This window comes from Pseudomonas sp. Yb2C2 (assembly GCF_052112325.1).
Lineage (GTDB): Bacteria > Pseudomonadota > Gammaproteobacteria > Pseudomonadales > Pseudomonadaceae > Aquipseudomonas > Aquipseudomonas marginalis.
Window position 1 is genome coordinate 222,002 of record NZ_JAVAJK010000009.1, and the last position, 23,751, is coordinate 245,752.

The 23,751-nt window shown below is 61.8% G+C and carries 29 protein-coding genes, 1 tRNA gene and 1 riboswitch; of the genes, 21 read left to right on the forward strand and 9 right to left on the reverse strand.

The window, feature by feature from the left end:
* Positions 1-59: 59 nt before the first annotated feature.
* Positions 60-161: riboswitch (guanidine-I (ykkC/yxkD leader) on the forward strand.
* A 60-nt stretch (positions 162-221) separates the two neighbouring features.
* The 12 genes from Q8X51_RS15175 (at position 222) to Q8X51_RS15230 (ending at position 11,365) form a co-directional block, all read left to right on the forward strand.
* The gene (locus Q8X51_RS15175; protein ID WP_065928223.1) at positions 222-1,289 is read left to right on the forward strand and encodes a putative urea ABC transporter substrate-binding protein; all 1,068 of its coding nucleotides are present in this window, start codon (positions 222-224) and stop codon (positions 1,287-1,289) included.
* 12 nt (positions 1,290-1,301) lie between these two features.
* Positions 1,302-2,117: an ABC transporter permease gene (locus Q8X51_RS15180; RefSeq protein ID WP_065928224.1), complete on the forward strand. Its 816-nt coding sequence runs from the start codon at positions 1,302-1,304 to the stop codon at positions 2,115-2,117.
* Positions 2,114-2,878 (forward strand): ABC transporter ATP-binding protein, encoded by a 765-nt coding sequence (locus Q8X51_RS15185; RefSeq protein WP_065928225.1) that lies wholly within the window; start codon positions 2,114-2,116, stop codon positions 2,876-2,878. Before Q8X51_RS15180 ends, Q8X51_RS15185 begins: the two co-directional genes overlap by 4 nt.
* A complete protein-coding gene (locus Q8X51_RS15190; protein WP_315871511.1) occupies positions 2,875-3,600 on the forward strand; it encodes an urea amidolyase associated protein UAAP1 in 726 nt (241 codons plus the stop codon). Before Q8X51_RS15185 ends, Q8X51_RS15190 begins: the two co-directional genes overlap by 4 nt.
* Before the next feature lie 9 nt (positions 3,601-3,609).
* Entirely contained in the window at positions 3,610-4,239 is a 630-nt protein-coding gene (locus Q8X51_RS15195; protein ID WP_074844417.1) for an urea amidolyase associated protein UAAP2, read from the forward strand.
* Between the two features lie 163 nt (positions 4,240-4,402).
* Positions 4,403-8,008 carry an urea carboxylase gene (gene uca, locus Q8X51_RS15200; protein ID WP_407693295.1) on the forward strand — a complete coding sequence of 1,202 codons (3,606 nt, stop codon included), beginning with the start codon at positions 4,403-4,405 and terminating at the stop codon, positions 8,006-8,008.
* Between the two features lie 47 nt (positions 8,009-8,055).
* Complete coding sequence (locus Q8X51_RS15205) at positions 8,056-8,262, forward strand: cysteine-rich CWC family protein (protein ID WP_065947354.1); 207 nt, start codon at positions 8,056-8,058, stop codon at positions 8,260-8,262.
* Complete coding sequence (locus Q8X51_RS15210) at positions 8,252-8,944, forward strand: pseudouridine synthase (protein ID WP_407693294.1); 693 nt, start codon at positions 8,252-8,254, stop codon at positions 8,942-8,944. Before Q8X51_RS15205 ends, Q8X51_RS15210 begins: the two co-directional genes overlap by 11 nt.
* 304 nt (positions 8,945-9,248) lie before the next feature.
* Positions 9,249-10,133, forward strand: coding sequence for an alpha/beta fold hydrolase (locus tag Q8X51_RS15215; RefSeq protein ID WP_027604342.1), 885 nt, complete (start codon positions 9,249-9,251; stop codon positions 10,131-10,133).
* Positions 10,134-10,243: 110 nt separating this feature from the next.
* Positions 10,244-10,317: transfer RNA gene (locus tag Q8X51_RS15220), tRNA-Gly, on the forward strand.
* A gap of 197 nt (positions 10,318-10,514) precedes the next feature.
* Entirely contained in the window at positions 10,515-11,039 is a 525-nt protein-coding gene (locus tag Q8X51_RS15225; RefSeq protein ID WP_065928232.1) for a DUF3833 domain-containing protein, read from the forward strand.
* A gap of 20 nt (positions 11,040-11,059) precedes the next feature.
* A complete protein-coding gene (locus Q8X51_RS15230; RefSeq protein ID WP_027604346.1) occupies positions 11,060-11,365 on the forward strand; it encodes a DUF6482 family protein in 306 nt (101 codons plus the stop codon).
* Between the two features lie 67 nt (positions 11,366-11,432).
* Here Q8X51_RS15230 and Q8X51_RS15235 read toward each other — a convergent pair whose 3' ends face one another.
* The 3 genes from Q8X51_RS15235 to Q8X51_RS15245 form a co-directional block, all read right to left on the reverse strand.
* Positions 11,433-11,672, reverse strand: coding sequence for a DUF6124 family protein (locus Q8X51_RS15235; RefSeq protein WP_027604347.1), 240 nt, complete (start codon positions 11,670-11,672; stop codon positions 11,433-11,435).
* 287 nt (positions 11,673-11,959) lie between these two features.
* On the reverse strand, positions 11,960-13,147 hold the full coding sequence (locus tag Q8X51_RS15240) for an MFS transporter (protein ID WP_407693293.1): 1,188 nt from the start codon (positions 13,145-13,147) through the stop codon (positions 11,960-11,962).
* Positions 13,144-14,307, reverse strand: a complete 1,164-nt coding sequence (locus Q8X51_RS15245) for an MFS transporter (RefSeq protein ID WP_065928234.1) — start codon at positions 14,305-14,307, stop codon at positions 13,144-13,146. Before Q8X51_RS15245 ends, Q8X51_RS15240 begins: the two co-directional genes overlap by 4 nt.
* 95 nt (positions 14,308-14,402) lie before the next feature.
* On the opposite strand from Q8X51_RS15245, the gene Q8X51_RS15250 reads away from it, so the two are divergent.
* The 5 genes from Q8X51_RS15250 to Q8X51_RS15270 all read left to right on the forward strand — a co-directional run bounded on the left by Q8X51_RS15250 (position 14,403) and on the right by Q8X51_RS15270 (position 17,103).
* Positions 14,403-15,299: a LysR family transcriptional regulator gene (locus Q8X51_RS15250; protein ID WP_065928235.1), complete on the forward strand. Its 897-nt coding sequence runs from the start codon at positions 14,403-14,405 to the stop codon at positions 15,297-15,299.
* A gap of 164 nt (positions 15,300-15,463) precedes the next feature.
* Positions 15,464-15,646, forward strand: a complete 183-nt coding sequence (locus tag Q8X51_RS15255) for a type II toxin-antitoxin system HicA family toxin (protein WP_003189411.1) — start codon at positions 15,464-15,466, stop codon at positions 15,644-15,646.
* Positions 15,647-15,668: 22 nt separating this feature from the next.
* Positions 15,669-16,079, forward strand: a complete 411-nt coding sequence (locus Q8X51_RS15260; RefSeq protein WP_027604351.1) for a type II toxin-antitoxin system HicB family antitoxin — start codon at positions 15,669-15,671, stop codon at positions 16,077-16,079.
* Between the two features lie 88 nt (positions 16,080-16,167).
* Positions 16,168-16,509 carry a hypothetical protein gene (locus Q8X51_RS15265; protein ID WP_065928236.1) on the forward strand — a complete coding sequence of 114 codons (342 nt, stop codon included), beginning with the start codon at positions 16,168-16,170 and terminating at the stop codon, positions 16,507-16,509.
* 93 nt (positions 16,510-16,602) lie between these two features.
* Positions 16,603-17,103: a methylated-DNA--[protein]-cysteine S-methyltransferase gene (locus Q8X51_RS15270; protein ID WP_065928237.1), complete on the forward strand. Its 501-nt coding sequence runs from the start codon at positions 16,603-16,605 to the stop codon at positions 17,101-17,103.
* Here Q8X51_RS15270 and Q8X51_RS15275 read toward each other — a convergent pair whose 3' ends face one another.
* A complete protein-coding gene (locus Q8X51_RS15275) occupies positions 17,104-17,886 on the reverse strand; it encodes a GNAT family N-acetyltransferase (RefSeq protein ID WP_137211447.1) in 783 nt (260 codons plus the stop codon).
* 175 nt (positions 17,887-18,061) lie between these two features.
* On the opposite strand from Q8X51_RS15275, the gene Q8X51_RS15280 reads away from it, so the two are divergent.
* Entirely contained in the window at positions 18,062-18,487 is a 426-nt protein-coding gene (locus Q8X51_RS15280) for a low affinity iron permease family protein (RefSeq protein ID WP_027604355.1), read from the forward strand.
* Positions 18,488-18,541: 54 nt separating this feature from the next.
* Here Q8X51_RS15280 and Q8X51_RS15285 read toward each other — a convergent pair whose 3' ends face one another.
* The 3 genes from Q8X51_RS15285 to fos all read right to left on the reverse strand — a co-directional run bounded on the left by Q8X51_RS15285 (position 18,542) and on the right by fos (position 20,294).
* Positions 18,542-19,069 carry a DUF4142 domain-containing protein gene (locus Q8X51_RS15285; RefSeq protein WP_027604356.1) on the reverse strand — a complete coding sequence of 176 codons (528 nt, stop codon included), beginning with the start codon at positions 19,067-19,069 and terminating at the stop codon, positions 18,542-18,544.
* Between the two features lie 118 nt (positions 19,070-19,187).
* The gene (locus Q8X51_RS15290) at positions 19,188-19,829 is read right to left on the reverse strand and encodes a LysE family translocator (protein WP_027604357.1); all 642 of its coding nucleotides are present in this window, start codon (positions 19,827-19,829) and stop codon (positions 19,188-19,190) included.
* 54 nt (positions 19,830-19,883) lie between these two features.
* Entirely contained in the window at positions 19,884-20,294 is a 411-nt protein-coding gene (gene fos, locus Q8X51_RS15295; protein WP_323146739.1) for a fosfomycin resistance glutathione transferase, read from the reverse strand.
* 100 nt (positions 20,295-20,394) lie between these two features.
* Here fos and Q8X51_RS15300 point away from each other — a divergent pair, with 100 nt between their 5' ends.
* Positions 20,395-20,634, forward strand: a complete 240-nt coding sequence (locus tag Q8X51_RS15300; RefSeq protein WP_065928241.1) for a CopG family ribbon-helix-helix protein — start codon at positions 20,395-20,397, stop codon at positions 20,632-20,634.
* A complete protein-coding gene (locus tag Q8X51_RS15305; protein ID WP_074844384.1) occupies positions 20,624-20,908 on the forward strand; it encodes a type II toxin-antitoxin system RelE/ParE family toxin in 285 nt (94 codons plus the stop codon). Before Q8X51_RS15300 ends, Q8X51_RS15305 begins: the two co-directional genes overlap by 11 nt.
* A 7-nt stretch (positions 20,909-20,915) precedes the next feature.
* On the opposite strand, the gene Q8X51_RS15310 is transcribed toward Q8X51_RS15305, so the two are convergent.
* A complete protein-coding gene (locus Q8X51_RS15310) occupies positions 20,916-21,824 on the reverse strand; it encodes a LysR family transcriptional regulator (RefSeq protein ID WP_256097803.1) in 909 nt (302 codons plus the stop codon).
* 77 nt (positions 21,825-21,901) lie between these two features.
* Here Q8X51_RS15310 and Q8X51_RS15315 point away from each other — a divergent pair, with 77 nt between their 5' ends.
* Entirely contained in the window at positions 21,902-22,390 is a 489-nt protein-coding gene (locus Q8X51_RS15315) for a DMT family transporter (RefSeq protein WP_407693292.1), read from the forward strand.
* On the opposite strand, the gene Q8X51_RS15320 is transcribed toward Q8X51_RS15315, so the two are convergent.
* Positions 22,391-23,722, reverse strand: coding sequence for an MFS transporter (locus tag Q8X51_RS15320; RefSeq protein ID WP_027604361.1), 1,332 nt, complete (start codon positions 23,720-23,722; stop codon positions 22,391-22,393). It abuts the gene before it with no gap.
* Positions 23,723-23,751: the final 29 nt, after the last annotated feature.

A 23,751-nucleotide genomic window follows, 5' to 3' on the forward strand; every position in this document is an offset into this window, starting at 1 on the left:
CGACTCTCGCTTTGTCTCTTGCGTGCAGGATTGATAACAGGTTCGCGGCACCACAATTTGCAATGGCCGACTAGGGTTCCGGCTCGCCGAAAGCGAGTGGCTGGTCCGAGAGTTGGCGACCTCCAGTTGAGGTTACACGGCGGGATAAAAGCCCGGGAGACAAGCCACCGTTCACGGTGCCGCGTTGCTCCTGCTCGCCCTTGATCAACTGGAGAAGCCCCATGCCCTCAATCCGTTTACCCGCCCTGCTCGCCGCCGTCTTTGCCGCCGTGCTGAGCGTCCAGGCCCAAGCCGCCACGAAAAACCACTTCAGCGTGTGCTGGACGATCTACGCCGGCTGGATGCCATGGGAGTACGCCGGCAGCCAAGGCATCCTCGACAAGTGGGCGAAGAAGTACGGCATCACCATCGACATGGTGCAGCTCAATGACTACGTCGAATCCATCAACCAGTACACCGCCGGCCAGTTCGACGGCTGCACCATGACCAACATGGACGCCCTGACCATCCCCGCCGCCGGTGGCGTGGACAGCACCGCGCTGGTGGTCAGCGACTTCTCCAACGGCAACGACGGCGTGGTAATCAAGGGCACCGGCAAGACCGTGGCCGACCTCAAGGGCATGAACGTCAACCTGGTGGAACTCTCGGTGTCTCACTACCTGCTGGCCCGCGCGCTGGAGTCGGCGGACTTGACGGAAAAAGACCTGAAGGTGGTCAACACCTCCGATGCCGACATCGCGGCGGCCTTCAACACCGACCAGGTCCAGGCCGTCACCACCTGGAACCCGATGCTCTCGGAGATCAAGGCCAAGCCTGGGGTGAGCCAAGTGTTCGACTCGAGCAAAGTACCCGGCGAAATCATGGACATGATGGTGGTCAACACCCAGGTCCTCAAAGACAACCCCAAGCTGGGCAAAGCGCTGACCGGCGCCTGGTTCGAAGTGGTCGCGCTGATGAACGCCAAGGGCCCCGCCAGCACCGCAGCCCTCGAACATATGGCCAAGGCCTCGGGCACTGACCTTGCGGGCTTCCAGTCGCAACTGGACACCACCCAGTTGTTCGCCACGCCCCAGGAAGCCCTGGCCTTCGCCACCAGCCCACAGTTGCCCGCCACCATGGGCAAAGTCGCCGAGTTCTCGTTTAAACACGGCCTGCTGGGTGAAGGCGCCAAGGACAGCAGCGCCGTGGGCATGCGCTTCGCCAATGGTGTGACCAGCGGCGACAAGGCCAACCTCAAGCTGCAGTTCGACCCCAGCTACGTACAGATGGCCGCCGACGGCAAGCTGTAAGAGGACCCGGCCATGCGCCTGATCAACCGTCACCCGGACCGTTCCAGCCGCCTGTTGCTGGTGCTGCTGCCGTTCGCCCTGCTGCTGTTCGCCTACTTCGTGGGCTCGGCCGAGCGCCTGGCGGACAACCCCAACGACAAGCTGCTGCCCGGTGCCGGGCAAATGCTTGACGCGGTAAAGCGCCTGGCCTTCAACGCCGACACCCGCACCGGCGAATACGTGCTGTGGCAGGACAGCGCTGCCAGCCTGCGGCGCCTCGCCATCGGTCTGGGGATCAGCGCCCTCGCCGGCCTGTGCCTGGGGATCGCCGCCGGCACGCTGCCGCTGTTTGGCGCGCCGTTGTCACCGTTGCTGACGGTGCTGTCGATGGTGCCGCCGCTGGCGATCCTGCCGATTCTGTTCATCGTGTTCGGGCTGGGGGAATTGTCCAAGGTGATGCTGATCGTCATCGGCGTCACCCCCTGCCTGGCCCGAGACCTGGAACAGCGCGCGCGGGAAATTCCGCTCGAGCTGCTGGTGAAGGCGCAGACCCTCGGCGCCTCCACCTGGACCCTGATGCTGCGTGTGGTATTGCCGCAATTGCTGCCGCGCCTGTTGATCTCGCTGCGGCTGATGCTCGGCTCGGCGTGGTTGTTTTTGATCGCCGCCGAAGCCATCGCCTCCACCGACGGTTTGGGCTACCGGATCTTCCTGGTACGACGCTACCTGGCGATGGACGTGATCCTGCCTTACGTGGTGTGGATCACGCTGCTGGCGTGGCTGATGGACTGGGGCCTCAAGGCCCTGACCCGGCGTGCGTTCCCCTGGTACGAAGGAGCGCGGGCATGAGCTTTATCAGCGTCAATAATGTGTGGCAGCGCTATGGCGATCAGGTGGTGCTCGAAGGCCTCAACCTGCACGTCGCCGAGGGTGAGTTTTGCACGCTGGTGGGTACGTCCGGGTGTGGCAAGTCGACCTTCCTGCGCCTGCTGCTGGGCCAGGAAACTGCGAGCAAGGGCCAGATCCTGCTGGACGGCCAGGCCCTCGCCGCCGAGCCGGATGCCAGCCGTGGCGTGGTGTTCCAGCGCTATTCGGTGTTCCCACATCTGACTGTGCTCGACAACGTCGCCCTCGGCCTGGAACTGCCACATTCTCGCCTGCTGGGCCGGCTGTTCGGTAAAGCCAGGAAGGACGCCCGCGAACAGGCTGCCGCGCTGCTGCACAAGGTCGGCCTCGGCCACGCCCTGGACAAGTACCCCGCGCAGCTCTCCGGCGGCATGCAACAACGCCTGGCCATCGCCCAGGCCCTGATCATGAAACCCCGCGTGTTGCTGCTGGACGAACCCTTCGGCGCCCTCGACCCGGGCATTCGCAAAGACATGCACCAGCTGCTGCTGGAACTGTGGCGCGAAACCCGGCTGACGGTGTTCATGGTCACCCATGACCTGAGCGAAGGCTTCAGCCTCGGCACGCGCCTGCTGGTGTTCGACAAGGTTCGCGTCGATCCCCACGCCCCCGGCGCCTATGGCGCGCGCATCACCTACGACATCCCTTTGAACAGCGAACGCCGCAAGGCGCTCGCCGCCGAACTTGGAGCCACGTCCAAATGACCGATTCCACCCAACTGTTCCCACCCTTCGCCGAAGAAATGCTGCCCGGCGGCGGCCACCGCTCGTTCGTGCTCAAGCGCGGCCAACTGCTGCGCCTGACCGACCTGCGCGGCGGCGCCAACGTCAGCCTGACCCTGCTCAACGCCAACGAAAAAACCGAGCGCCTGAACCTGCCCGACAGCCTCAAATGCCAACACACCGCCAAGCTCACCACCGGCCATTGCCTGTACTCGGACATGGGCCGCGTACTGGCCGCGATCACCGCCGACACCTGCGGCTGGAGCGACAGCATCGGCGGTGTGCTGTGCGCCGCCGAAGTCGCCGAGAAGTACGGCCAGGGCCGCTATCAGGAACTGCGCAACGGCTTCTTCCGCAACGGCACCGACAACCTGCTTGTGGAGTTGGGCAAGTGGGGGCTGGGCCTGTCCGACCTGCTGATGACCCTCAACCTGTTCAGCAAAGTCGCGGTGGATGGCGACGGTGGCCTGCACTTTGTAGCTGGTAATTCCAGGGCCGGCGACTACATCGAGCTCTACGCGCCGATGGACACCCTGGTGGTGCTCACCGCGCTGCAACACCCCATGGACCCGAACCCGCACTACGCGCCGCAACCGCTGAAACTGAGCTGGATGAACGCCGACAAAAGCGTCGCCGAACACTGCCGCACCTCGCGCCCGGAAAACGAGCGCGGCTTTATCAACACCGACCGCCTGTTCGCCTGAGGAGCTGCCATGTCTATCGCACTGAAACAACCGGACGCGGCCGTGTACCGCGCAACCATCCCCGCCGGCGAGCCGTGGCTGATGGAGGTCAAGGCCGGGCAGACCCTGCGCATCCTCGACCTGGAGGGCAACCAGGCCGTCGACACGTTGTTCTACAGCGTGAAAAACCCGCGTGAACGCTACGACGTGCAGCGCACGTTGCGCCGGCAGAACAGCGTGTACCTGGGCACCGGCAGCGTGCTGTATTCCAACCTCGGCCAGCCGATGCTGACCATCGTCGATGACACCTGCGGGCGCCACGATACCCTCGGCGGCGCCTGCGCCCAAGAGAGCAACACCGTGCGCTACGCCCTGGAAAAACGCTACATGCACAGCTGCCGCGACAACTACCTGCGCGCCTGTGCCCACGACGGCCGCCTGGGCAAAGGCGACATCGGGCCGAACATCAATTTCTTCATGAATGTGCCGGTGACGGCCGACGGCGGGCTGACCTTCGAAGACGGCATTTCCGCCCCCGGCAAGTACGTCGACCTGCGCGCCGAGATGGATGTGATCGTGCTGATCTCCAACTGCCCGCAGTTGAACAACCCATGCAACGCCTACAACCCCACCCCTGCGGAGCTGCTGGTATGGAACTGAAACTCAAGCGCCTGCGCCGTTGGCTGTTTGCCCTGTGCCAATCCCGAGCCGGGCAGTGCATCCGCAAACAATAGCGCGCCAATGTGGGATCCACACTGACTGCACGCACTGCGGACGACCGCAGTGCTCCCCCACTTTGCGGGACGGCCCGCAGGGTTTTGCCATGTTCGAAAAACTGTTGATCGCCAACCGTGGCGCCATCGCCTGCCGCATCCTGCGCACCTTGCGCGAGCTGCAGGTCAAGGGCATCGCCGTGTACGCCGAGGCCGATGCGGCGAGCCTGCATATCCAGCAAGCCGACGAGGCCTACAGCCTCGGTGAAGGCGCAGCGGCCGGTACGTACCTGGCGGTGGACAAAATCCTCGCCACCGCCAAGGCCTGTGGGGCCAAGGCGATCCACCCCGGCTACGGTTTCCTGTCGGAGAACGCAGCGTTTGCCGAAGCCTGTGAAAACGCGGGCATCGCCTTTGTCGGGCCGACGCCGCAACAGCTGCGGGTATTTGGCCTCAAGCACACCGCCCGCGCCCTGGCCAAGCAACACGGGCTTGCGCTGCTGGAAGGCACCGAACTGCTCGACAGCCTCGCCTGCGCGTTGCTGGCCGCCGACGTCGTGAGCTACCCGGTGATGCTCAAAAGCACCGCCGGTGGCGGCGGTATCGGCATGCGCGTGTGCCGCAGCAGCGTTGAGTTGAGCGAGTCCTTCGAGACGGTCAAACGCCTGGGGCAGAACAATTTCAGCGATGCCGGCGTGTTTATCGAGAAGTACATCGAGCACGCTCGCCACCTGGAAGTGCAGGTGTTCGGCGACGGCGCCGGTGAAGTGATCGCCCTCGGCGTGCGCGACTGCTCGGTGCAACGGCGCAACCAGAAAGTCCTCGAAGAAACCCCGGCGCCGAACCTGCCCGAAGGCATGGCCGAGGCCCTGTGCGCCGCCGCCATCACCTTGGCCAAGGCCGTGAACTACCGCAGCGCCGGCACCGTGGAATTTATCTATGACAGTGCTGGCGGGCGCTTCTACTTCCTCGAAGTGAACACACGCTTGCAGGTGGAACACGGCGTCACCGAGCAGGTGTGGGGCGTGGACCTGGTGCGCTGGATGGTGCAACTGGCGGCCGGGGAAATGCCGCCGCTGAACACACTCGAGTTAACCCCCCGGGGCCACGCGATCCAGGCGCGCTTGTATGCCGAAGACCCGGGCCGCGATTTCCAGCCGAGTCCCGGCTTGCTGACCTGTGTGGATTTCCCGCTGGCCGAAGGCCTGCGGATCGACACCTGGGTGGAAGCCGGTTGCGAGATCCCGCCGTACTTCGACCCGATGATCGCCAAGCTCATCACGTGGGCGCCCACCCGCGAACAGGCGCGCCTGGATCTGCACCGGGCGTTGAGTGACAGTCGGTTGTACGGCGTGGAAACCAACCGCGATTACCTGCGCCAAATCCTGCTGGCCGCGCCCTTTGCCAATGGCCGGCCGTGGACGCGGTGCCTGGAAGACCTGGTCTACGTGGCCGACACGTTTGAAGTGATCAGCGCGGGCACGCAAACCAGTGTGCAGGACTATCCCGGCCGCCTCGGCTACTGGGCCGTGGGTGTGCCGCCGTCGGGGCCGATGGACAGCCGCTCGCTGCGCCTGGGCAATCGCCTGCTGGGCAACGACGAGGGAGCAGCGGCGCTGGAAATCACCCTGAGCGGGCCGCTGCTACGCTTCAATTGCGCGGCGGTGGTCGCCGTGACCGGTGCTGAAATCCCGCTGCGGTTGAATGATCGAGCCGTGCCGATGAACACCGCGCTATTGATTGAGGCCGGGTCGGTCCTGAGCCTGGGCACCCTCGCCGGCGCCGGGGCGCGCAGTTACCTGTGCCTGCGTGGCGGGCTGCAAGTGCCGGACTACCTGGGCAGCAAAAGCACCTTCACCCTCGGCCAGTTTGGCGGGCATGGCGGGCGCGCCTTGCGGGCGGGCGATGTGTTGCATCTGTTGCCGTTGGAAGACCGGAACGCCGGGCAACAATCAGTCGCTGAACCGCTGCCGGAGGTCCGCACACTGCGGGTGATTTATGGCCCCCACGGCGCGCCGGAATACTTCCTGCCGGCGTATATCGACACGTTCTTCGCCACGCAGTGGGAAGTGCATTTCAACTCCAGCCGCACCGGTGTTCGGCTGATCGGGCCGAAGCCATTGTGGGCGCGTACCGATGGCGGTGAAGCGGGGTTGCATCCATCGAACATCCATGACAACCCCTATGCCATCGGCGCGGTGGATTTCACCGGGGACATGCCAGTGATCCTCGGGCCGGATGGGCCAAGCCTGGGCGGTTTTGTGTGCCCGGTGACGGTGATCGAGGCAGACCTTTGGCAACTCGGCCAGCTCAAGGCCGGTGACAAGATTCGCTTTGAACCGGTGGACCTCAAGACCGCCCGCGACCTTGCCCTGAACTGGGATCAAAAGAATGCCGAAACCCTGTGGGAGCAGAGCTTGCTCGCGATGGGACCAACTCGGTCCGTCGCCGGCATCGAGCAATTGGCATCCCCCATCATCCTGGACATCGGCCACGCCGACACCCGCCTGGTCGCGCGCCTCGCCGGCGACACCCACCTGCTGCTGGAAATCGGCGCGCCGGAGCTGGACCTGGTGCTGCGCTTTCGCGCCCATGCCCTGATGCAGGCCCTGGAAACCCGAGCATTGAAGGGCGTGATCGACCTGACGCCCGGGATCCGCTCGCTGCAGATCCACTACCAGCCCGAACAACTGCCCCTGGCCGACCTGCTGGCACTGATCAGCCACGAGTGGACCGCCGTGTGCACCCGGCAAAACCTGCAAGTGCCCTCGCGCATCGTGCACCTGCCGCTGTCCTGGGACGACCCGGCATGCCAGCTGGCCATCGAAAAATACATGACCACCGTGCGCAAGGACGCCCCGTGGTGCCCGAGCAACCTGGAGTTCATCCGTCGCATCAACGACCTGGCCAACCTCGATGAGGTGCGCCACACCGTGTTCGACGCCAGCTACCTGGTAATGGGCCTGGGCGACGTCTACCTCGGCGCGCCGGTGGCCACGCCGCTGGACCCGCGTCATCGGCTGGTGACCACCAAATACAACCCGGCCCGCACCTGGACCGCCGAAAATTCGGTGGGCATCGGCGGCGCGTATTTGTGCGTGTACGGCATGGAAGGGCCCGGCGGTTATCAGTTTGTCGGGCGCACCTTGCAGATGTGGAACCGCTATCGCGAAGTGGCGGCGTTTGACGGCAAGCCGTGGCTGCTGCGCTTCTTCGATCAGATTCGGTTCTATCCCGTGAGCGCGGATGAGCTGGTACGGATTCGTCGGGATTTCCCCCTGGGACGCTTCGAGCTGGATATCGAGGAGAGCACCCTGAACCTGGCGGATTACCAGGCATTTCTTGCGCGGGAAGCCTCGGGGATCAGTGCTTTTCGTGAACAACAGCAACAGGCCTTCAATGCCGAGCGCGAACGCTGGATCGCCAGCGGCCAGGCGCATTTCGACAGCGAAGAGCTCGCGGCGCCAGCGGCGCAAGACACGCTGCTCAAGGCCAATGAATACAGCATCGACAGCCCTATCGCCGGCAACCTCTGGCAGGTGCCGGTGGCCGTGGGTGCACGTGTTGCCGCCGGGGATGTGCTGGTGATTCTGGAGTCGATGAAAATGGAGATCCCGGTGCTGGCGCCCTTTGCCGGGGTGGTGCGGGAAATCCCGGTGCAGCCGGGCAGCGGCATTGGCGCCGGCCAACGGGTCGTGGTGCTGGAACGGGACTGACCGGCGCTGTATCGTGCAGGGACTTCCGAGACCCTGCCCCAGCGACCATGACCACGCCAACCCTTTGCCCCGCCTGCGGTGCCCGCAACGATTGCACCCTGGCCGACCCACGCACCGCCGACCAGCCGTGCTGGTGCTACAGCGTCACCATCAACCCGGCGGTGCTTGAAGCGCTGCCCGATGCATTGCGCAACACAGCCTGCCTGTGCCCGCGCTGTGCTCAGGTGGATGAGCAGCTTCGCAATGCGCGTTGACCGTTTCCTCAGCAACCTGCCGCGTTTCAATCGCCAACAAGTGCGCGTGTTGCTGGTGGAGCGGCGGGTGACGGTGGATGGCGTGGCAGTCAACGACCCGCATCATGAAGTGCGCGAATTCAGCCGCGTGTGCGTGGACGATGACGTGCTGCAGTTGGGTAAAGCGGCGCGCTATTTCATGCTGCACAAACCCCAGGGCTGCGTCAGCGCGACCTCGGACCCACAACACCCGACTGTCCTGGACCTGCTGGATGAGCCGGACAAAGGCGAGCTGCATATCGCCGGCCGCCTGGATTTCAACACCACCGGCCTGATGCTGATCACCAACGACGGCCAGTGGTCGCGGCGCCTGACGCAACCGCAGACCAAGTTGCCCAAGGTCTATCGGGTAGAGACGGAGCAGGACATCGGCCCCGAATACGCGGCAACCTTTGCAGCGGGCCTTTATTTCGCCTTTGAAGACCTGACCACGCAACCGGCCGAGCTGGAGCTGCTGGGGCCACGCCTGGCACGACTGAGCATCACCGAAGGCCGCTATCACCAGGTGAAGCGCATGTTCGGGCACTTCAACAACAAAGTGATCGGCCTGCACCGTGAGCGAATGGGCCCATTGGGCTTGGATGCGGCCCTGGCGCCCGGCAAGTACCGGGCGCTGTCCGAGGAAGAAATCCGACAGGTCTGACGACCGTTCGGCCGGTGATGGCAAAAACCCATTTGTGTGACTTGCGGCATCCCCGGTCTACTGCTTGAATCAAACCGTCAGCCAAATTATGACTGACGAGTCGCCTATAACCTCCAAGAAACACCTTGCCCCGCCCGCGCTTGATCCACGGGCCTCCCAGGCAAACAGCCCGCCCTAACAACAGCCGTCGGCCAGCCGTCATCGGACCGACATGGGCTCTCATCTTCCAGGCGTATGCCTACCTGTCACAAAGCTCGTGCAGAGTGATCTGCGCGCCCTACCCGCTTGCCAGGAGTCTTACGACATGAGGCCAGAAATCGCTGTGTTGGATATACAGGGTCAGTATCGGGTTTACACGGAGTTCTACCGCGCGGATGCTGCTGAAAAGACCATCATCCTGGTCAACGGCTCGCTGGCCACCACGGCCTCCTTCGCCCAAACCGTGAAAAGCCTGTACCCGCAATTCAATGTGGTTTTGTACGACCAGCCCTACGCCGGTCGCTCCAAAATCCATAACCGTCATGAGCAAATGCTGACGAAGGAAGTCGAAGGCCAGATCCTCCTGGAGCTGATCGACCACTTCGCCGCCGAGCACGTGCTGTCCTTCTCCTGGGGCGGCGCCGCCACCCTGGTGGCCCTCGCCCAGCGGCCACGGCGTGTGGAAAAGGCGGTGATCAGCTCGTTCTCGCCAGTGATCAACGCGCCAATGCGCGACTACCTCGAGCGTGGCGTCGACTACCTCGGCAACCTCGACCGCGACCGCGTCGGGCACTTGATCAACAGCACCATCGGCAAACACCTGCCGTCGCTGTTCAAGCGTTTCAACTACAAGCATGTGAGCAGCCTGGCCGAGCACGAATACGGGCAGATGCATTTTCACATCAGCCAGGTACTGCACAACGACCGCCTGTGCTACCTCAAGGCCGCGCGGCAGATCGATGTGCCGGTGCTGTTTCTGAACGGCGAATGGGACGAATACACCAGCGCCGAAGACGCCAGGCAGTTCGGGCAGTACGTGACGAAGAGCAGCTTCAGCACCATCCAGGCGACGGGGCATTTCCTGGATATGGAGCACAAGGCCGCCTGCCGGGACAGCCGGGACGCGGTGGTGGGCTTTTTGAAACCGGAACGGCAGGCCAGCCGATTGCGTTATCACCAGGGCCAGACGCAGCATGCATTCGCCATCTGAAATGAAGGCTTGCCGTGGCGAACGGACCTGCTCGCCACGGCAAGCTGCACAAATTCCGAAGAAAAACTTCAAATCCCGGCGCACATCTGGTACAAAGTCAGCCGCTCTGAGCGGGTGTCGTATAATGGCATTACTCCAGCTTCCCAAGCTGATAACGAGGGTTCGATTCCCTTCACCCGCTCCACTCAGACATAGATTCCACGCCGGCAGGGTTTTGGCGGGGATGCATAAAAAAACCGGTCCTTGGTGGCCGGTTTTTTTATGGGTGGGATTTGAGATTCAAAAATAGAGTGCGCACAAACCTGTACAAATTTTATTTATTGTACAAGTATCATGCTTCGAGCGGCGGCACTTCGCCCCGCACCTTCGAAGAGCCAGGCCATGACACGTCTACTGTTTTCACTGTTGCTGGTCGTGAGCTTGGCCAGTTGCAGCAACGTTGAGGTCGACCACTACGCCGACCAGCAACCGAAACTGGACCTGGAGCGCTTCTTCAGTAAACCCGTGAAAGCCTGGGGCATCTTCCAGAAGCGTTCGGGGGAAGTGGCCAAGCGCTTTGAGGTCGATATCGCCAGCCGGCGCGAGGGCGACGCGTTGATTCTGGATGAGCGTTTCTTGTACAGCGATGGCACGCGTCAGCAACGGGTGTGGACACTGACGCCGGACGGCCCAGGGCGCTGGCGCGGACGAGCCGGGGATGTGGTGGGCGAGGCGATCGGCGAAGTGGCGGGTAATGCGCTGCGTTGGCGCTACCGGCTCAATCTGCCGGTGGATGGCTCGGTGTACGAAGTCAGCTTTGACGATTGGATGTACCTGATGGACGAGGACACCTTGATCAACCGCTCGAGCATGTCCAAGTTCGGTGTCGAGTGGGGTCAGGTCACCTTGTTCTTTCGTCGCCAATGAGCCCCAAGCGAGGGTCAATCATGAATATGCAAATGCTGGCCGAGCTGGCCGGGAAAGGCGAAATACGTGAGCTGGAGTTGCTGTCCCTGGAGGGCGGTTTCTATATCGCTCGCGTCAGGCTGGAGCACGTCGAGGCGACGTTACTGGACGATCACGGCAAGCCGATGCGCATCGGGTCCACCACGCATTTACGCGACCTGTTGCAGCGGGTTCCGCCGTTTCCTTGCGTACTGGTGCAACACTGCGTTCACGATGAAATGTGCGGTACGCGTGAAGGGCCTATCGGTGCGTTGCGCATTCCGTTTTCGCTGGCGGCGACACTGTAAATCCTGGCTCCCCTCCCCCGTGGTATGGGCGGCCTGGGAAGGCAAGCCTTTTCACCGTACGGGTGACCTACGCGGCTCGGTCCACGCGGTCCTGAACAGCCTCGACCAGCAGCAGGCCCAGTTCAATCATTTGCTGAATGGCCAGGGCCAGGTAGCGCTGTTGAGAGGGCAGGCTTTCGACGAACTCGTGGGTCATGGCACCTGCACCGGCGATGGTTTCGTAGGCGTTGGCGAGCAGCGCTTGAGTGTCGATTTCGGGACGGACGCTGAACAGTTTTACGGATGGATTGCATGAGTCAGTACACATCTGTTGATCCTCGTTAGGGACCGCATACCAGAGCTACTAAACAATGGGTGGCGGCTGTACGCAGGTTAGTAGACCGGCGAATCAACGAAACCGGCGCGCCCGAAGACGCCCTGCGTGCAGCCACCATAAGAGCAGCTGTACGCCGTTGATCGTATCGGGCTACTAAACCCGACCGCTGATGGGCAGCGGCTGACGAACCTTAAAGAGGTCGCCCAAGACGCACAACTCGGACGAGTCTGATCGTTGTGTAGGCAATGCCGCAAGGTTCAACTCTACGTTCTGACACCTCACTTTTCCTCCCCCCTCTGCACCACCCACGCCAACGGCAACGTCACACCCAACATCCCCGCCAACACCATCACCGCCACCGGCACGCCCAGCACATCCCCCACTGCACCAAACACCACCGGCGCCAACGCGCCACCGCCAATCGTGCCGGTGTAGAACAGCGCAAACGCCTGCTCGCGCTTGCCCGCGCCGGCAAGGTCGGGCACGGCGCCGTACAGCACCGAGGAGGTGCCATTCAGTACCAGCCCCAACAGCGGCAGCATCACCATCAACCCGCTGAGCGGCAGGTACACCGCCGCGACGATCAGCACTGCAGTGCTGGTTTCCGTGATCCACACGGTCTTCATCATGCCGATGCGTGCGCCGAGGTAGCCGCAGAACAATTTGCCGAAGGCACCACCGATGAACAGCAAGGTCAGGGCGAGGCCGATGCCAGCAGTACCGGCGCCTTTGGCTTGCAGCAGGAACGGCAGGAAAGTAAAAAATCCCATGCGCACGGCGCTGTCGAGGGTGCCGGTGAGGATCAGCGCGCGCAGGCCCGTGGCGGAGCCGCTACCCCTGAGGAACTCGGCTTTTTTTGTGGCGGTGGATTCGGATGCTTGAGCAGGAATCAGCCACCACAACAGCCCCGCCGCCGCCAGGCCAAGCAGGCCCAGCAACGTGGCACTGGCCCGCCAACTGATGACGGTGAGCAGCAGCCCGACCAGACCAGGAATCAGGGTTTTGCCGATATCGCCGGAGAAGTTGTACTGGGACAGCGCCTGCTTGATCCCACCGCCGTCCTCGTAAGCGTCGGTGATCATCGACGAGGCCAATGGGTGCTGGGTGCTGGCGCCCAGGCCGCCGAGCAGCAGCGCCACCAGCAACACGCTCAGCCCTGTCGCCTGGCCCACCAACAGGTAGGCGACACCCGCCAACGCCGTGCCGCCCACCAGCATCGGTGTGCGGCCCCAGCGTCTGGCGGCGCGGCTGGCCAGCAATTGGAACACAGCCATCATCCCGGAATAGGCACCCCGCAGAAGGCCGATCTGGGCGTAGGACAAGCCGAACTGAGCCTGCCAGACAGGCAGCAAAACGTAGATCACATCAGTGAGCCCATCATGCACGGCATGGGCGCTGCAACCGGCGAACAAGGCGCGACGGCGCGTCGATGATTCGGGCGAAGGCACAGCGACGGTGTCGTTCATGGTGCAGGAATCAGCTCAGGTTTAAGGGGCTTCCAGCCGGTCAAGGCGATCAACAAGGTCAGCAGCTGGAAACCGATGATCAGCACCACGCACCCGACCCAGCCCCAGCGCTCCCAGATCAGCGCCGGGACAATGGCGCCGCCACTGCCGCCCAGGTAATAACAGGTGAGATACACCCCGACAGCACCCGTCTTGTTATCGCCCGCGGTAGCGGTGATAAACCCATTGGCGGCCGCCTGGGCGAGGAACACACCGGTGGAACTGAACGCCAGGCCGACTACGATGCACCAGAGGGAGGGCATCAGGGTCAACGCCGAACCACTGACGCCCAGCACGGCGGCGACACCCAGCAGTTGGGCATGGGGCCGGGCTTTGCTGAGGCGTCCAGCGATGGGGATCACGATCAACGCCAACAGGAACACCATATAGAGCGTCCCCAACGCTGCAGGCCCAAGGTTGAACGGCGGCAGGCCCAAGTACAAACCTGCGTAGGTAAACGCCGCGACTTGCGAAAACAACACGCAGAAACCTACGGCGTATGCGGCCAACAGCGGCCTGCGAAATACACCTGACGAGGAGGCTTTAACCTGCACGGTCCGCGGGCGGTTGGCCGGCAACAGAAACTGGATGAATCCGCCGACCATCAAGCTCAACACCGCGAGCACTTCAAAGGCCTCACGCCAGCCCACATACTCGGTCATGACTCCGGTGACGAAGCGCCCGGCGAACCCGCCCAACACGGTGCCCGCGACGTAGAGACTCGTCACCTCCGTGACCGTGCCGCCGCTCCAGCGGTCGCCGATGTAGGCCACACTGGTGGCGAACAGCACCGGGATCAGCATGCCCTCGACAAAGCGCCACACCAGCACTTCGGCAAAGCTGTCGGCATAAGCGGTCATCAATGCCGGCACCGCCAGCAGCACAGCGGCCACCGAGATCACCGTGCGTTGTGCAAAACGTCCGGTCAGGCGACTGACGAAAGGTGCCGTGATCGCCACCGCCAGGGTGGTGACGGTGATGCTCCAGCCCGCCTCCTTGGCACTGATATGAAAGTGCGCGGCGAACGTCTGGAGGATGCTTTGGGTCGCATAGAGGTTGAGAAACGCCGCGCAGCCACACAGGAACAGGGCAAGGCGGGCACAATGCAGGCGCAGTTTCATGAAACCTCTCGTTTTATTTTGAAAGGTCTTTATAGAATGGCCGGCAGGTCTTGAACCAATACCGAATTCCGACCGATTGATACCCAAGGATCAGGATGCTCGACCTACGCAAGCTGCGTTACTTTCTGACCGTCGCCGAAGAATTGCATTTCGGTCGCGCCGCCCTGCGCCTGCACCTGGCCCAGCCGCCTTTGACCCGGCATATTTCAGCGCTGGAGGCAGAGTTGGGTTTCAAGCTGTTCGATCGCACCAGCCGCACCGTGACCCTCACCGCACAGGGACGCTCGTTCTTGCCCTATGCACGTGGCGTGTTGGAACAGGTGGAGTTGGCTCAGGTGATTGCCGGGAAGTTGGCAGCAGGGACAGCGGGTCAACTGGCCTTGGGCTACGTCAGCTCGATTGCCCTGTCGGACCTGTTCAGCCAATCGATCCAGGCCTTCGCCCAACGCTTTCCCGATGTGCAACTGACCCTGGTGGAATGCGCCTCCGGCAGTCTCGGTGCGCAAGTGGCCGATGGACGGCTGGATATTGGGTTGAGCCGGCTGTTGCCACAAAACGACGCAGTGCAAGCGCTGTCGTTGGGCGAGGAACCCTTGGTGGCAGCGGTGTCGAGTGACAGCCCGTTGGCCAGCCTGGCCGACATCAGCCTGGCGCAGCTCAGTGCCTATCCTTTGATTCTGTTTCCAGCCGATTACGGCTCGGGGCTGAACCAGTCCATCGAGCAGCTTTACCGCCACCATGGCGTGCCCCTGCATGCCGGGCCGACCGGACGGCAGATCACTTCGATCATTGCACTGGTGGCCGCCGGGCAAGGGGTGGCGCTGGTACCGGCCTGTACCCGGAGTTTGATGAACAAGGGCGTGACTTATCGGCCTTTGGTGGAGGCGGATGCGTGTGCGCAGTTGTTGGTGTTGACGCCGACCGAAAGACACAGTGTGTTGATTGACGCGTTTCTTGCCGTTATCGAAGAGGCATTACACATCCGGCAATGACCCGAAAAACCCCGCAATATCTCCCCGCTGCGCCGATCCCACTCGCTCTTACACTGCATTCACCACCTGCCGAAATGCCAGTCATCGAAGACCGGTAGGTAGAGTGTTGATAATTTATTTTCAGTGGTTATAGTCACCACCAACACACACCACAAGGAGGTGCTGTGGATAGCCGATACTTGATAGGTCACATCGTCGCAGACGGCTGGTACCTGGTGCGCATCAGAGGCAGTCATCACCACTTCAAGCACCCGACGAAGCCTGGCTTGGTGACGATCCCCCATCCAAAGAAAGACCTGTTGGACAAGACCGCCAAGAGCATTTTGAAACAAGCTCTGTTGAGTTAATCGTCCCTGGAGAACAACGAACATGCTGTACCCCATCGCAATTTCAACTGGTGACCACGATCACGCCTGGGGCGTGGAAGTCCCGGATATTCCCGGTTGCTACTCTGCCGGTGACGATCTGGACGACGCCATGGCCATGGCGCGCGAAGCCATCGAAGGGCACTTCGAAATCCTCGCGGAAGACGGCGCGCCGATCCCGAGCGCCCAGAAGGTCACCGTGCATGCCGCCAACCCTCAGTACGCCGGCTGCACTTGGGCGGTTGTAGACATCGATGTCACCAAGTACCTGGGCAAGGCGCAAAAACTCAACATCACATTGCCGGGCTACTTGCTCAACCGCATCGATGAATATGTACTGCACCACCCGGAGGAAAAAAGCCGCTCCGGCTTCCTCGCGTCGGCGGCGCTCAAGGTGCTGCAACAGGATCGGTAGCTGCAACGGGAGCAAAGTCTGAATGCGGCACTGCATCCATAGCGTGATGATGTCGCTTCATTGAGCTTGCGACCCCAGGGTTATTGCCATGATTGAACCCAAACAACCCACATCCACACCTGTACTGCGCCAAGTGCTCGGCTGGGTGCTGGTGTTGCCACTGCTGGTCGCGCTGGTGCGGCTTCCGTATCCCTTGGGGCTGGGGCTGGCGCTCGGATCAATCGCCGCGTCCGTCTACGGCGTAGGGTTTGCCAGGCGCCATGCCAGCCGAGGCGTGACCGTATTCGCTGCAATCGTCACGCTGTTCAATCTGATTTCCCTGGTCGCCATCGGGGAGGCCTCAGTCATCATGGGGCTCTACAGGATTTCCTGGTTCTACTGGTACCCGTACTATTCCAACTGGGTTTACTGGAATGTCCAGGGCCAGTAAGAATTCCACCGCAAGAAACGTAGTGTTCAGTCCGGCGGATGGCAATACCGTAGGCCTGTAGCGTTTAACAACTGCCCCTCGAGGAGCCCGCTCATGCCTTACGAATACAAGCTCATGCCTTCCCCTGTCGGTGAGCTCACCCTGGTGGCGCGCGATGGCAAGCTCAGTGCCATCCTGTGGGAAGTCGAGCGCGCCAACCGTGTGCGCCTGGGTCAATTGCACGAAGCCAACGACAGCCCGGTGCTGTTGGAAACCGAGCGCCAGTTGAAGGAGTACTTTGCGGGGACTCGCCACACATTCGACCTGGAACTGGATTTCACCGGTACCGCCTTTCAGAAGCAGGTCTGGCAGGCGCTGCTGACTATTCCTTTTGGCGAAACCCGCAGCTACAGCCAGATCGCCCGGCAGATCGGCAACCCGAAAGCCGTACGTGCCGTGGGCGCTGCCAATGGGCGCAATCCTATCTCGATCATTGCGCCGTGCCATCGAGTGATTGGTGCCTCGGGCACCTTGACCGGGTTTGCCGGAGGACTCGACGCCAAGCAGTATCTGTTGACGCTTGAGGATCGCAGCCAGGTGAAAATGAGCTTCTGATCAGGCGATTGCAACCGGCCCCCGAGTAAAAGCCTGGTAATCGAATAAGCCTTCGAAACCCAGCTTGCGATACAGCGAGATCCCCTCCATCGTCGCTTCAAGAAAACAGCGCCGGGCCCCCAGGCTTGCAGCGTGAAGAAGGGCGGCTTGAAGCAATCGTGTGCCATAACCTCTTGCGCGAAAATCCACGAGCGTGCCGAAATCGCTAAGCCGTGCCTCCCCATTCCACATGGATAAAGTCAACGAACACCTCACCTGCCCCTCGGTGGAAAGGATGAAGTGGTGAAGCGATTGGCCCGCTTCAAGAGCCCGCTGGTGCCGGGCTTGATAACGTGCAACACCCTCGGGCGCCATCGAAAACGCATTGCCAAGGGGAACTGCCCAGTGGGCCAGGTTCCGAGTCAAGCTGATCTGCACCGAGCGGTCATCCGTAGATGAAACAAAGCCCGACAGATCGAGGACCATCGCAGTGGTCTTTTCGGCAGGCTGAAAACCCAGCCCGATGAGGGCCTCGGCTACCGCACCGACCTTTTCCTCATGAATCACGACGCGCGTATCCAGAAAGATACGACGAAGCAGGTCCAGGGGCGCTGCCATAGCCCCCCCCATCGGGGCACTGCCGACTCGTATAAACAGCAGGTTCCACGGGTCGAAATATTCGCCGGTAAAGTAAGCGTTGATACAAGCGTTGTAGCGGCGATGCAGCGAGCAAGTCGCGGCGAAATAATGATCTTCGGTCTGGTGATAAAGCGAAGGCAGGTCGCAGGCGGTATCAGCGTGCATGGGAATTTCCGCATAAAAACCCAGTCTTGCGCCTATCGCTGCAGAGCGCCGTAGGCTCACTCCTAAGAACCCTGCAGAAAACGCACAATGTTGTTCACACCCTAAGTTGTAAAAAGAAATTTCAGAGCGTGCCTGTGGTCAGTATTTTCATCACTCACCTTTAAGGAAAACGGTCATGAAATTCTCTGCAGTCTCACAATCCCTGTCCCGTTGGGCAGGCAGTGCCCGGACGTTCTATGCGGCGGTCGCGTTGATTTTCCTGTGGAGCTTGAGCGGTCCGTACTTCCACTACAACGACACCTGGCAGTTGATCATCAACACTTCGACCACCATCATCACCTTCCTGATGGTGTTCCTGATCCAGAACACGCAAAACCGCGATAACGACATCCTGCACATCAAGATCGATGAACTGCTGCGGGTCTCCAAGGATGCGCAGAACGCCGTGCTGAGCCTGGATGGCCTGGACCGCAAGGAGCTGGAAAAACTGCGCCAGGAATACCGCAGCATCGGCAACACCGGCACCGTAAGCCTGAACAGCAGTTGCGGCCACGCGGCCGATGACGCGGCCCCGAACAAAACCGACCTGAACCAGGCGTAAAAAAACGGCGGTTGGACATGATCCAACCGCCGTTTTTCATATCAAGCGAAGGGCTCAACCGTCGCCTTGATGGCCCTTACCGTAGGTCGAGGCCAGGGCTCGGGCCTTTTGCAGACGTTCTTCCAGCTTGGGCAGCGTCTCATCCACCAGTGCCTTGATTTCCGGCACATCCGAGGCCGCCCCTTCGCGCTTGAACAGGGCAATGGCGTCTTCGTTTTCCTTCACTTGCTGCGCGGTGTAGGCCGCGTCGAAGGAGTCGCCGTCCTTGAGTTCGGGCATCAGGGTTTCGGCCTTGTCGACGATCTTCTCCCGTGGGGCCACTGGCAGGTCGAGCTTCTTGGCGATCGCCGCCAAATGCTGGTTGGCCAGGGTGCGCTCGTTGATCACCTCGATGGTGTAGTCCTTGATTTCCTGGGACGAGGTCTTGGCGTGGGCCATGCGACTGGTTTCGATATCGGCCATGCCTTTGGCCGAAGCCTGCTCGATGAATTCAGCAGGCGACTGGGCGAAAGCATTGCTGGCGCCGAGGCCCAGCAGCATCGCGAAACTGGCGGTGCGTAACCGGATAGCCATGCGGCTCATGATGGGTTCCTCCAGGGCAAAAATAGGTGCGGGGAAAGACACCTCGCCCTGAATTCGAATTTTCCGGGCGGCAAAGGTTTAGAAAAAACTTACCCGTGCGACGAACGGTCGTGGCCCGTCAGGCGGGTTTGCTGCCGAACAGGCCTGGCAGCGCATGGGCCAGGGCATTGATGGCGAAGCCGATAAACATCACGCCGCAGAGCCTGGTGATGAGGATTTCATGGCGCTGATACACGGTGCGCACCCGCTGGGCACCGACCACGCCGATCAGGATCGCGTAGGCCAACAGGCCACCGACGAAGCTCAGGAAGATCAACGCCGGCAGCATCGACCAGGTCAGCAATTCGGCGCGGCTGGACAGCAATGCAGTAAATGTCGCCACGGCCACCGGATACGCCTTGGGGTTGGTCAAGCCGAACAGGATGCCGTGCCAGAACGGATGCCGCGCCGCGCCCTGGGGGGCTTCACTGCTGCGACGCTGGGTACGAATCGCGCGCCAGCCGAGCCAGAACAGGTACAGCCCACTGAGCACGCCGAGCACATCGAACGCGCTGCTGCCGACTTCCCGCGCGCCCACAATCGCGATCAGCGCCGTACTGCACCACAGCACATCGCCGAGCAAGTGCCCGCACAGAAACCCCGCCCCGGCACGACGCCCCCGGGCGGCGCCGATGCCAAACACCGCCAATACGCCGGGGCCAGGCGTAATACCGTAGATAAAACCCGAAGCGAGGACGGCGAGCAGCAAGGAGGGGGTCATGGGCGCGACTCTGACAAAGCATGGGAAGGTGGACGGATTCTGCACGTTCCTGCGCTATGGGTAAAACCTCATTCCCGCATAGGGATTGTCGCGGCAAGCCAACAGACGCGAAGCCAGGTCGCCGACATGGGCTTCGAGCTTATGGCCGTCGGGATCGAGGAAATAGAACGAGGCACCTTCGCTGCGATTGTCGCGCCACTCTTGCACCTTGGCGGCGCGCAGACGCGAGACCAGCGCAGCGAACTCACTCGTTGCGACTGTAAACGCATAGTGGGTGTAATCGGCCCCTGGCTTCGACTCGCGCAGCGGATCAAGCGACAGGCATAGCCATAGGCCCGGCAATGACAAATAGGCGCCGGAGTCCCAAGTAGCCTCGAGCTTGAGTTGCAGCAACTCATGGTAAAACCCGACGCTGCGCTGCAAATCGGTGACCGACAGGGTCAAGTGATTGAGGCCTGAGAGCATGAGCATTTTCCTTATCGGATCCCCCTGACGAACGGGGGTAAATCGTGAAGAGATGACAATGTAGTATGTTGCACTACATATCACTACATCGAGGCTCCCCATGTCTGTTATGTCCCTACGCATACCCGAAGACATCGCCGCCACGCTTGCCAGTCTCGCCAAGGCGACCGGGCGCAGCAAATCCTTTCTCGCAGTCGATGCATTACGCGAATATTTGACGCGCGAAGCGTGGCAAATCGAAGAAATTCAAAAAGCATTGAAAGAAGCAGACGCAGGCGAGTTCGCAACGGCTGCGGAAGTAAAAGCCGTCGCCGATAAATGGCGCACCAATGCAGGTTGAGTGGCTGAGGACAGCCCTCAAGAACCTTGATGATGAAGCCGCGTACATTGCGCAGGAAAATCCCAAAGCCGCCCATGAGTTCGTCCAGGCCATCATGGTTGGGCTAGGACATGTCGCTGAATTTCCTGCAGTGGGAAAGGAAGGTCGAGTGCCAGGAACGCGGGAGTGGGTAGTGCCTCGATGGCCTTACATCGTTCCCTACCGGATTCGAGATGGACGATTACAAGTGATGCGAATTTTTCATACACGTCGCCAGCCACCGACATCCTGGTAGCAACCATTCAGCCCTGTAACCCTCCCTGCACTCGCCCAATCAACCACTGCAACCCCGAATCCCCGCCTCGTCGCGCATGCCACGCCAGTTCAAAGGTAAACGACGGAATATGAAACGGCGGCGCCACGGCGACCAGATGCGGGTGATCAATATTCAGCAAGCCTCGCGACGATACGGTGAGAATCAAGTCCGTGCCCTCAATCAACTGCGGCGCCACCCCCCAGTGCGGCAGGCTGATCGCCACGTGCCGTCGTTCACGAATCGCCGTCAGCGCTCGTTCGATTTCCGGCGCGCCGCTGCCGCGCATTTCCAGCAGTACGTGGGGACGCGACAGATACGTGGGCAGGTCGAGCACACCGTTGTGCGGCAGGCTGTTGCGGTCCAGCAGGCAGGTGTAATGCTCTTCGAACAACGGCGCAGTGCGCAGCTCGGCGGGCATGTCGGGGAAGACACCGGCAGCCAGGTCCAGATCACCATTGAGCACACCGTCGACCATGCCTTCGCGGCTGGCCTGGATGATTTGCAGGTCGATACCGGGCGCCTCACGCCGCAGGACGCGGACCAGACCCGGCAGGAAAATCGCCGCACTGTAGTCCGACATCGCCACGCGAAACCGGCGCTTGGCCGATGCCGGGTCAAAGCGATTCGGCGCCAGCAGCGCCTGCACCTGGGCCAGGGCTTCAGCCAATGGCGCCGCCAACTCCAGGGCACGGGCCGTGGGCACTAACATGCCGCCCTGGCGTACCAGCAACGGGTCACCCAATAAATCGCGCAAGCGCGCCAGCGCGTGGCTCACTGCCGGCTGGCTGAGGTGCAAACGCTCGGCGGCGCGGGTGACGTGTTGCTCACTGAGCAAGGCGTCAAGGACCACCAACAGGTTAAGGTCGATGCGGCGCAGATCATTCATCAGCTGCATGTTCTGTATAAAAACTTGGAATTTAAATTTGCGTGACGAATAGCCTAGAGTCCAGCAAAACCTCTGGGAGATTCGCCATGACGACGTTGCATTGGGCCGGTTTTTTGTTATTGGCGGTGATCGCCGGGGCGGTAGTGCCGTTTCAAAGTGCGATCAATGCCAACCTCGGACGCGGCCTTGGGCATCCGTTGTGGGCCACCCTGGCGTCGCTGCTGGTGAGCATCCTCGTGCTGCTGCCGGTGATCGTGGCGCTGCGCCTGCCGCTGCCCGGCCTCGCATTTATCACCAAGGCGCCGCTGTGGATGTGGGCCGGGGGCGCGTTTGGCGTGTGCTTTATCGCGCTGGCGTTGACGCTGCTGCCCAAGCTGGGCGCGTCGGGATTTATCGCCCTGTCCATGGCCGGGCAAATTCTCGCGTCGCTGCTGCTGGATCACTTCGGCCTGTTTGGCTTGGCCGAGCGCTCACTGACAACGCCCCGAATCCTTGGCGCGTTGTTGTTGATGGGCGGCGTGGCGTTGATTCAGTTCAGCGCCACACCGGCCCGAGCGCTGACAAACGCCGGCTGATCAGGCCTTGTCGAGGGTGCGCAGCTTTTGCGGCAGGCCCCACAGCAGCAGGGCCGCCGCCAACAACGCGCACACGCCGATCACATAGAGTGCCGGGGTGGTGCTGCCGGTAAGGTCCTTGATCCGCCCCACCATCACCGGGCTGACAATCCCACCGAACTGCCCGAGGGTATTGATCACCGCAATCCCGCCCGCCGCGCCTGCGCCGGCACCGGCCAGCAACTTGGGCGGCAGGGTCCAGAAGGTCGGGATCGACGCGATGATGCCGGCGCCCAACATGCCCAGGGCGATGATCAGGAAGGTGGTGTGATCGGCAAAGATCCCGGCACTGAAGAAGCCCACCGCGCCCAGCACCACCAAGCCGCAGACAAACTTGCGGCGCTCGCCAGTCGCGTCCGACAGCCGCCCGATCACCACCATGCTGATCGCGCCGCACACATAGGGAATCGCGGTGAGCAGGCCGATCATCACCGGGCTTTGGGTGCCGGCGCTGCGGATCAGCTGCGGCGCCCAGAAGTTGAGGCCGTAAGACGCCACCTGGATCAGGAAGTAGATAAACCCGAGCATCAGGAAGCCGGGAATGCGGATCGCCGACAGCAGTGAGCCGCCATGTGTGTTCGGCTCATGCCGGGCAATACGGCTCGACAGCAAAGTCTTCTCCGCCGGCGTCAGCCAGTGCGCGTCTTCGATACGGTCCTTGAGCAAGGTCAGCACCAGCAAGCCCAAGCCGATGCAGGGCAAGCCGCCGAGCAGGAACAGCCAGTGCCAGCCGCGCATCTGCAGCACGCCGTCGAGGTGTTCCAGCACCAGGCCGGAGAACGGCGCACCTACCAGGCCGGCAAAGGCGGACGCCAGGAACAGCATCGAGGTAATGCGCCCGCGGAAGTGCTGCGGGAACCACAACGTCAGGTAATACAGCACACCGGGCGCGAAGCCCGCCTCCATCGCACCGATGATGAAACGCAGGCCATAGAACTGCCATTCGGCGGTGACAAACACCATGGCCGCCGTGGCCAGGCCCCACGACATCATGATCCGCGCGATCCAGCGCCGCGCGCCGACCTTGTACAGCATCATGTTGCTCGGCACTTCAAAGATCACATACCCCACCACGAACAACCCGGCGCCCAGGCCGTAGGCGGTATCGCTCAGGCTGAGGTCGGCCTGCAGCTGGAACTTGGCAAAGCTGATGTTTATGCGGTCAAAAAACGCGAACAGGTAACACACCATGATCAGCGGCATCAGGCGCCAGGCGACCTTGCTGACCAGGGCTTTTTCGGCATCGATTTCAGCGGCCGGGCGCGCGCCGGCCTCCAACGTATTAGTGCTCATGGTTTCTCTCCAGCGGACTGCTCACAGGC

Coding starts and splice junctions, on each gene's coding strand:
- Q8X51_RS15275 (WP_137211447.1), bottom strand. CDS start 17,886: ATGCACGCTGATACCGCCTGCGACCTGCCTTCGCTTTATCACCAGACC.
- Q8X51_RS15215 (WP_027604342.1), top strand. CDS start 9,249: ATGAGGCCAGAAATCGCTGTGTTGGATATACAGGGTCAGTATCGGGTT.
- Q8X51_RS15185 (WP_065928225.1), top strand. CDS start 2,114: ATGAGCTTTATCAGCGTCAATAATGTGTGGCAGCGCTATGGCGATCAG.
- Q8X51_RS15300 (WP_065928241.1), top strand. CDS start 20,395: ATGTCTGTTATGTCCCTACGCATACCCGAAGACATCGCCGCCACGCTT.
- Q8X51_RS15180 (WP_065928224.1), top strand. CDS start 1,302: ATGCGCCTGATCAACCGTCACCCGGACCGTTCCAGCCGCCTGTTGCTG.
- Q8X51_RS15250 (WP_065928235.1), top strand. CDS start 14,403: ATGCTCGACCTACGCAAGCTGCGTTACTTTCTGACCGTCGCCGAAGAA.
- Q8X51_RS15175 (WP_065928223.1), top strand. CDS start 222: ATGCCCTCAATCCGTTTACCCGCCCTGCTCGCCGCCGTCTTTGCCGCC.
- Q8X51_RS15310 (WP_256097803.1), bottom strand. CDS start 21,824: ATGCAGCTGATGAATGATCTGCGCCGCATCGACCTTAACCTGTTGGTG.
- Q8X51_RS15195 (WP_074844417.1), top strand. CDS start 3,610: ATGTCTATCGCACTGAAACAACCGGACGCGGCCGTGTACCGCGCAACC.
- Q8X51_RS15210 (WP_407693294.1), top strand. CDS start 8,252: ATGCGCGTTGACCGTTTCCTCAGCAACCTGCCGCGTTTCAATCGCCAA.
- Q8X51_RS15230 (WP_027604346.1), top strand. CDS start 11,060: ATGAATATGCAAATGCTGGCCGAGCTGGCCGGGAAAGGCGAAATACGT.
- Q8X51_RS15260 (WP_027604351.1), top strand. CDS start 15,669: ATGCTGTACCCCATCGCAATTTCAACTGGTGACCACGATCACGCCTGG.
- Q8X51_RS15240 (WP_407693293.1), bottom strand. CDS start 13,147: ATGAACGACACCGTCGCTGTGCCTTCGCCCGAATCATCGACGCGCCGT.
- fos (WP_323146739.1), bottom strand. CDS start 20,294: ATGCTCTCAGGCCTCAATCACTTGACCCTGTCGGTCACCGATTTGCAG.
- Q8X51_RS15305 (WP_074844384.1), top strand. CDS start 20,624: ATGCAGGTTGAGTGGCTGAGGACAGCCCTCAAGAACCTTGATGATGAA.
- Q8X51_RS15290 (WP_027604357.1), bottom strand. CDS start 19,829: ATGACCCCCTCCTTGCTGCTCGCCGTCCTCGCTTCGGGTTTTATCTAC.
- Q8X51_RS15270 (WP_065928237.1), top strand. CDS start 16,603: ATGCCTTACGAATACAAGCTCATGCCTTCCCCTGTCGGTGAGCTCACC.
- Q8X51_RS15235 (WP_027604347.1), bottom strand. CDS start 11,672: ATGTGTACTGACTCATGCAATCCATCCGTAAAACTGTTCAGCGTCCGT.
- Q8X51_RS15315 (WP_407693292.1), top strand. CDS start 21,902: ATGACGACGTTGCATTGGGCCGGTTTTTTGTTATTGGCGGTGATCGCC.
- Q8X51_RS15245 (WP_065928234.1), bottom strand. CDS start 14,307: ATGAAACTGCGCCTGCATTGTGCCCGCCTTGCCCTGTTCCTGTGTGGC.
- Q8X51_RS15265 (WP_065928236.1), top strand. CDS start 16,168: ATGATTGAACCCAAACAACCCACATCCACACCTGTACTGCGCCAAGTG.
- Q8X51_RS15205 (WP_065947354.1), top strand. CDS start 8,056: ATGACCACGCCAACCCTTTGCCCCGCCTGCGGTGCCCGCAACGATTGC.
- uca (WP_407693295.1), top strand. CDS start 4,403: ATGTTCGAAAAACTGTTGATCGCCAACCGTGGCGCCATCGCCTGCCGC.
- Q8X51_RS15225 (WP_065928232.1), top strand. CDS start 10,515: ATGACACGTCTACTGTTTTCACTGTTGCTGGTCGTGAGCTTGGCCAGT.
- Q8X51_RS15285 (WP_027604356.1), bottom strand. CDS start 19,069: ATGAGCCGCATGGCTATCCGGTTACGCACCGCCAGTTTCGCGATGCTG.
- Q8X51_RS15280 (WP_027604355.1), top strand. CDS start 18,062: ATGAAATTCTCTGCAGTCTCACAATCCCTGTCCCGTTGGGCAGGCAGT.
- Q8X51_RS15190 (WP_315871511.1), top strand. CDS start 2,875: ATGACCGATTCCACCCAACTGTTCCCACCCTTCGCCGAAGAAATGCTG.
- Q8X51_RS15320 (WP_027604361.1), bottom strand. CDS start 23,722: ATGAGCACTAATACGTTGGAGGCCGGCGCGCGCCCGGCCGCTGAAATC.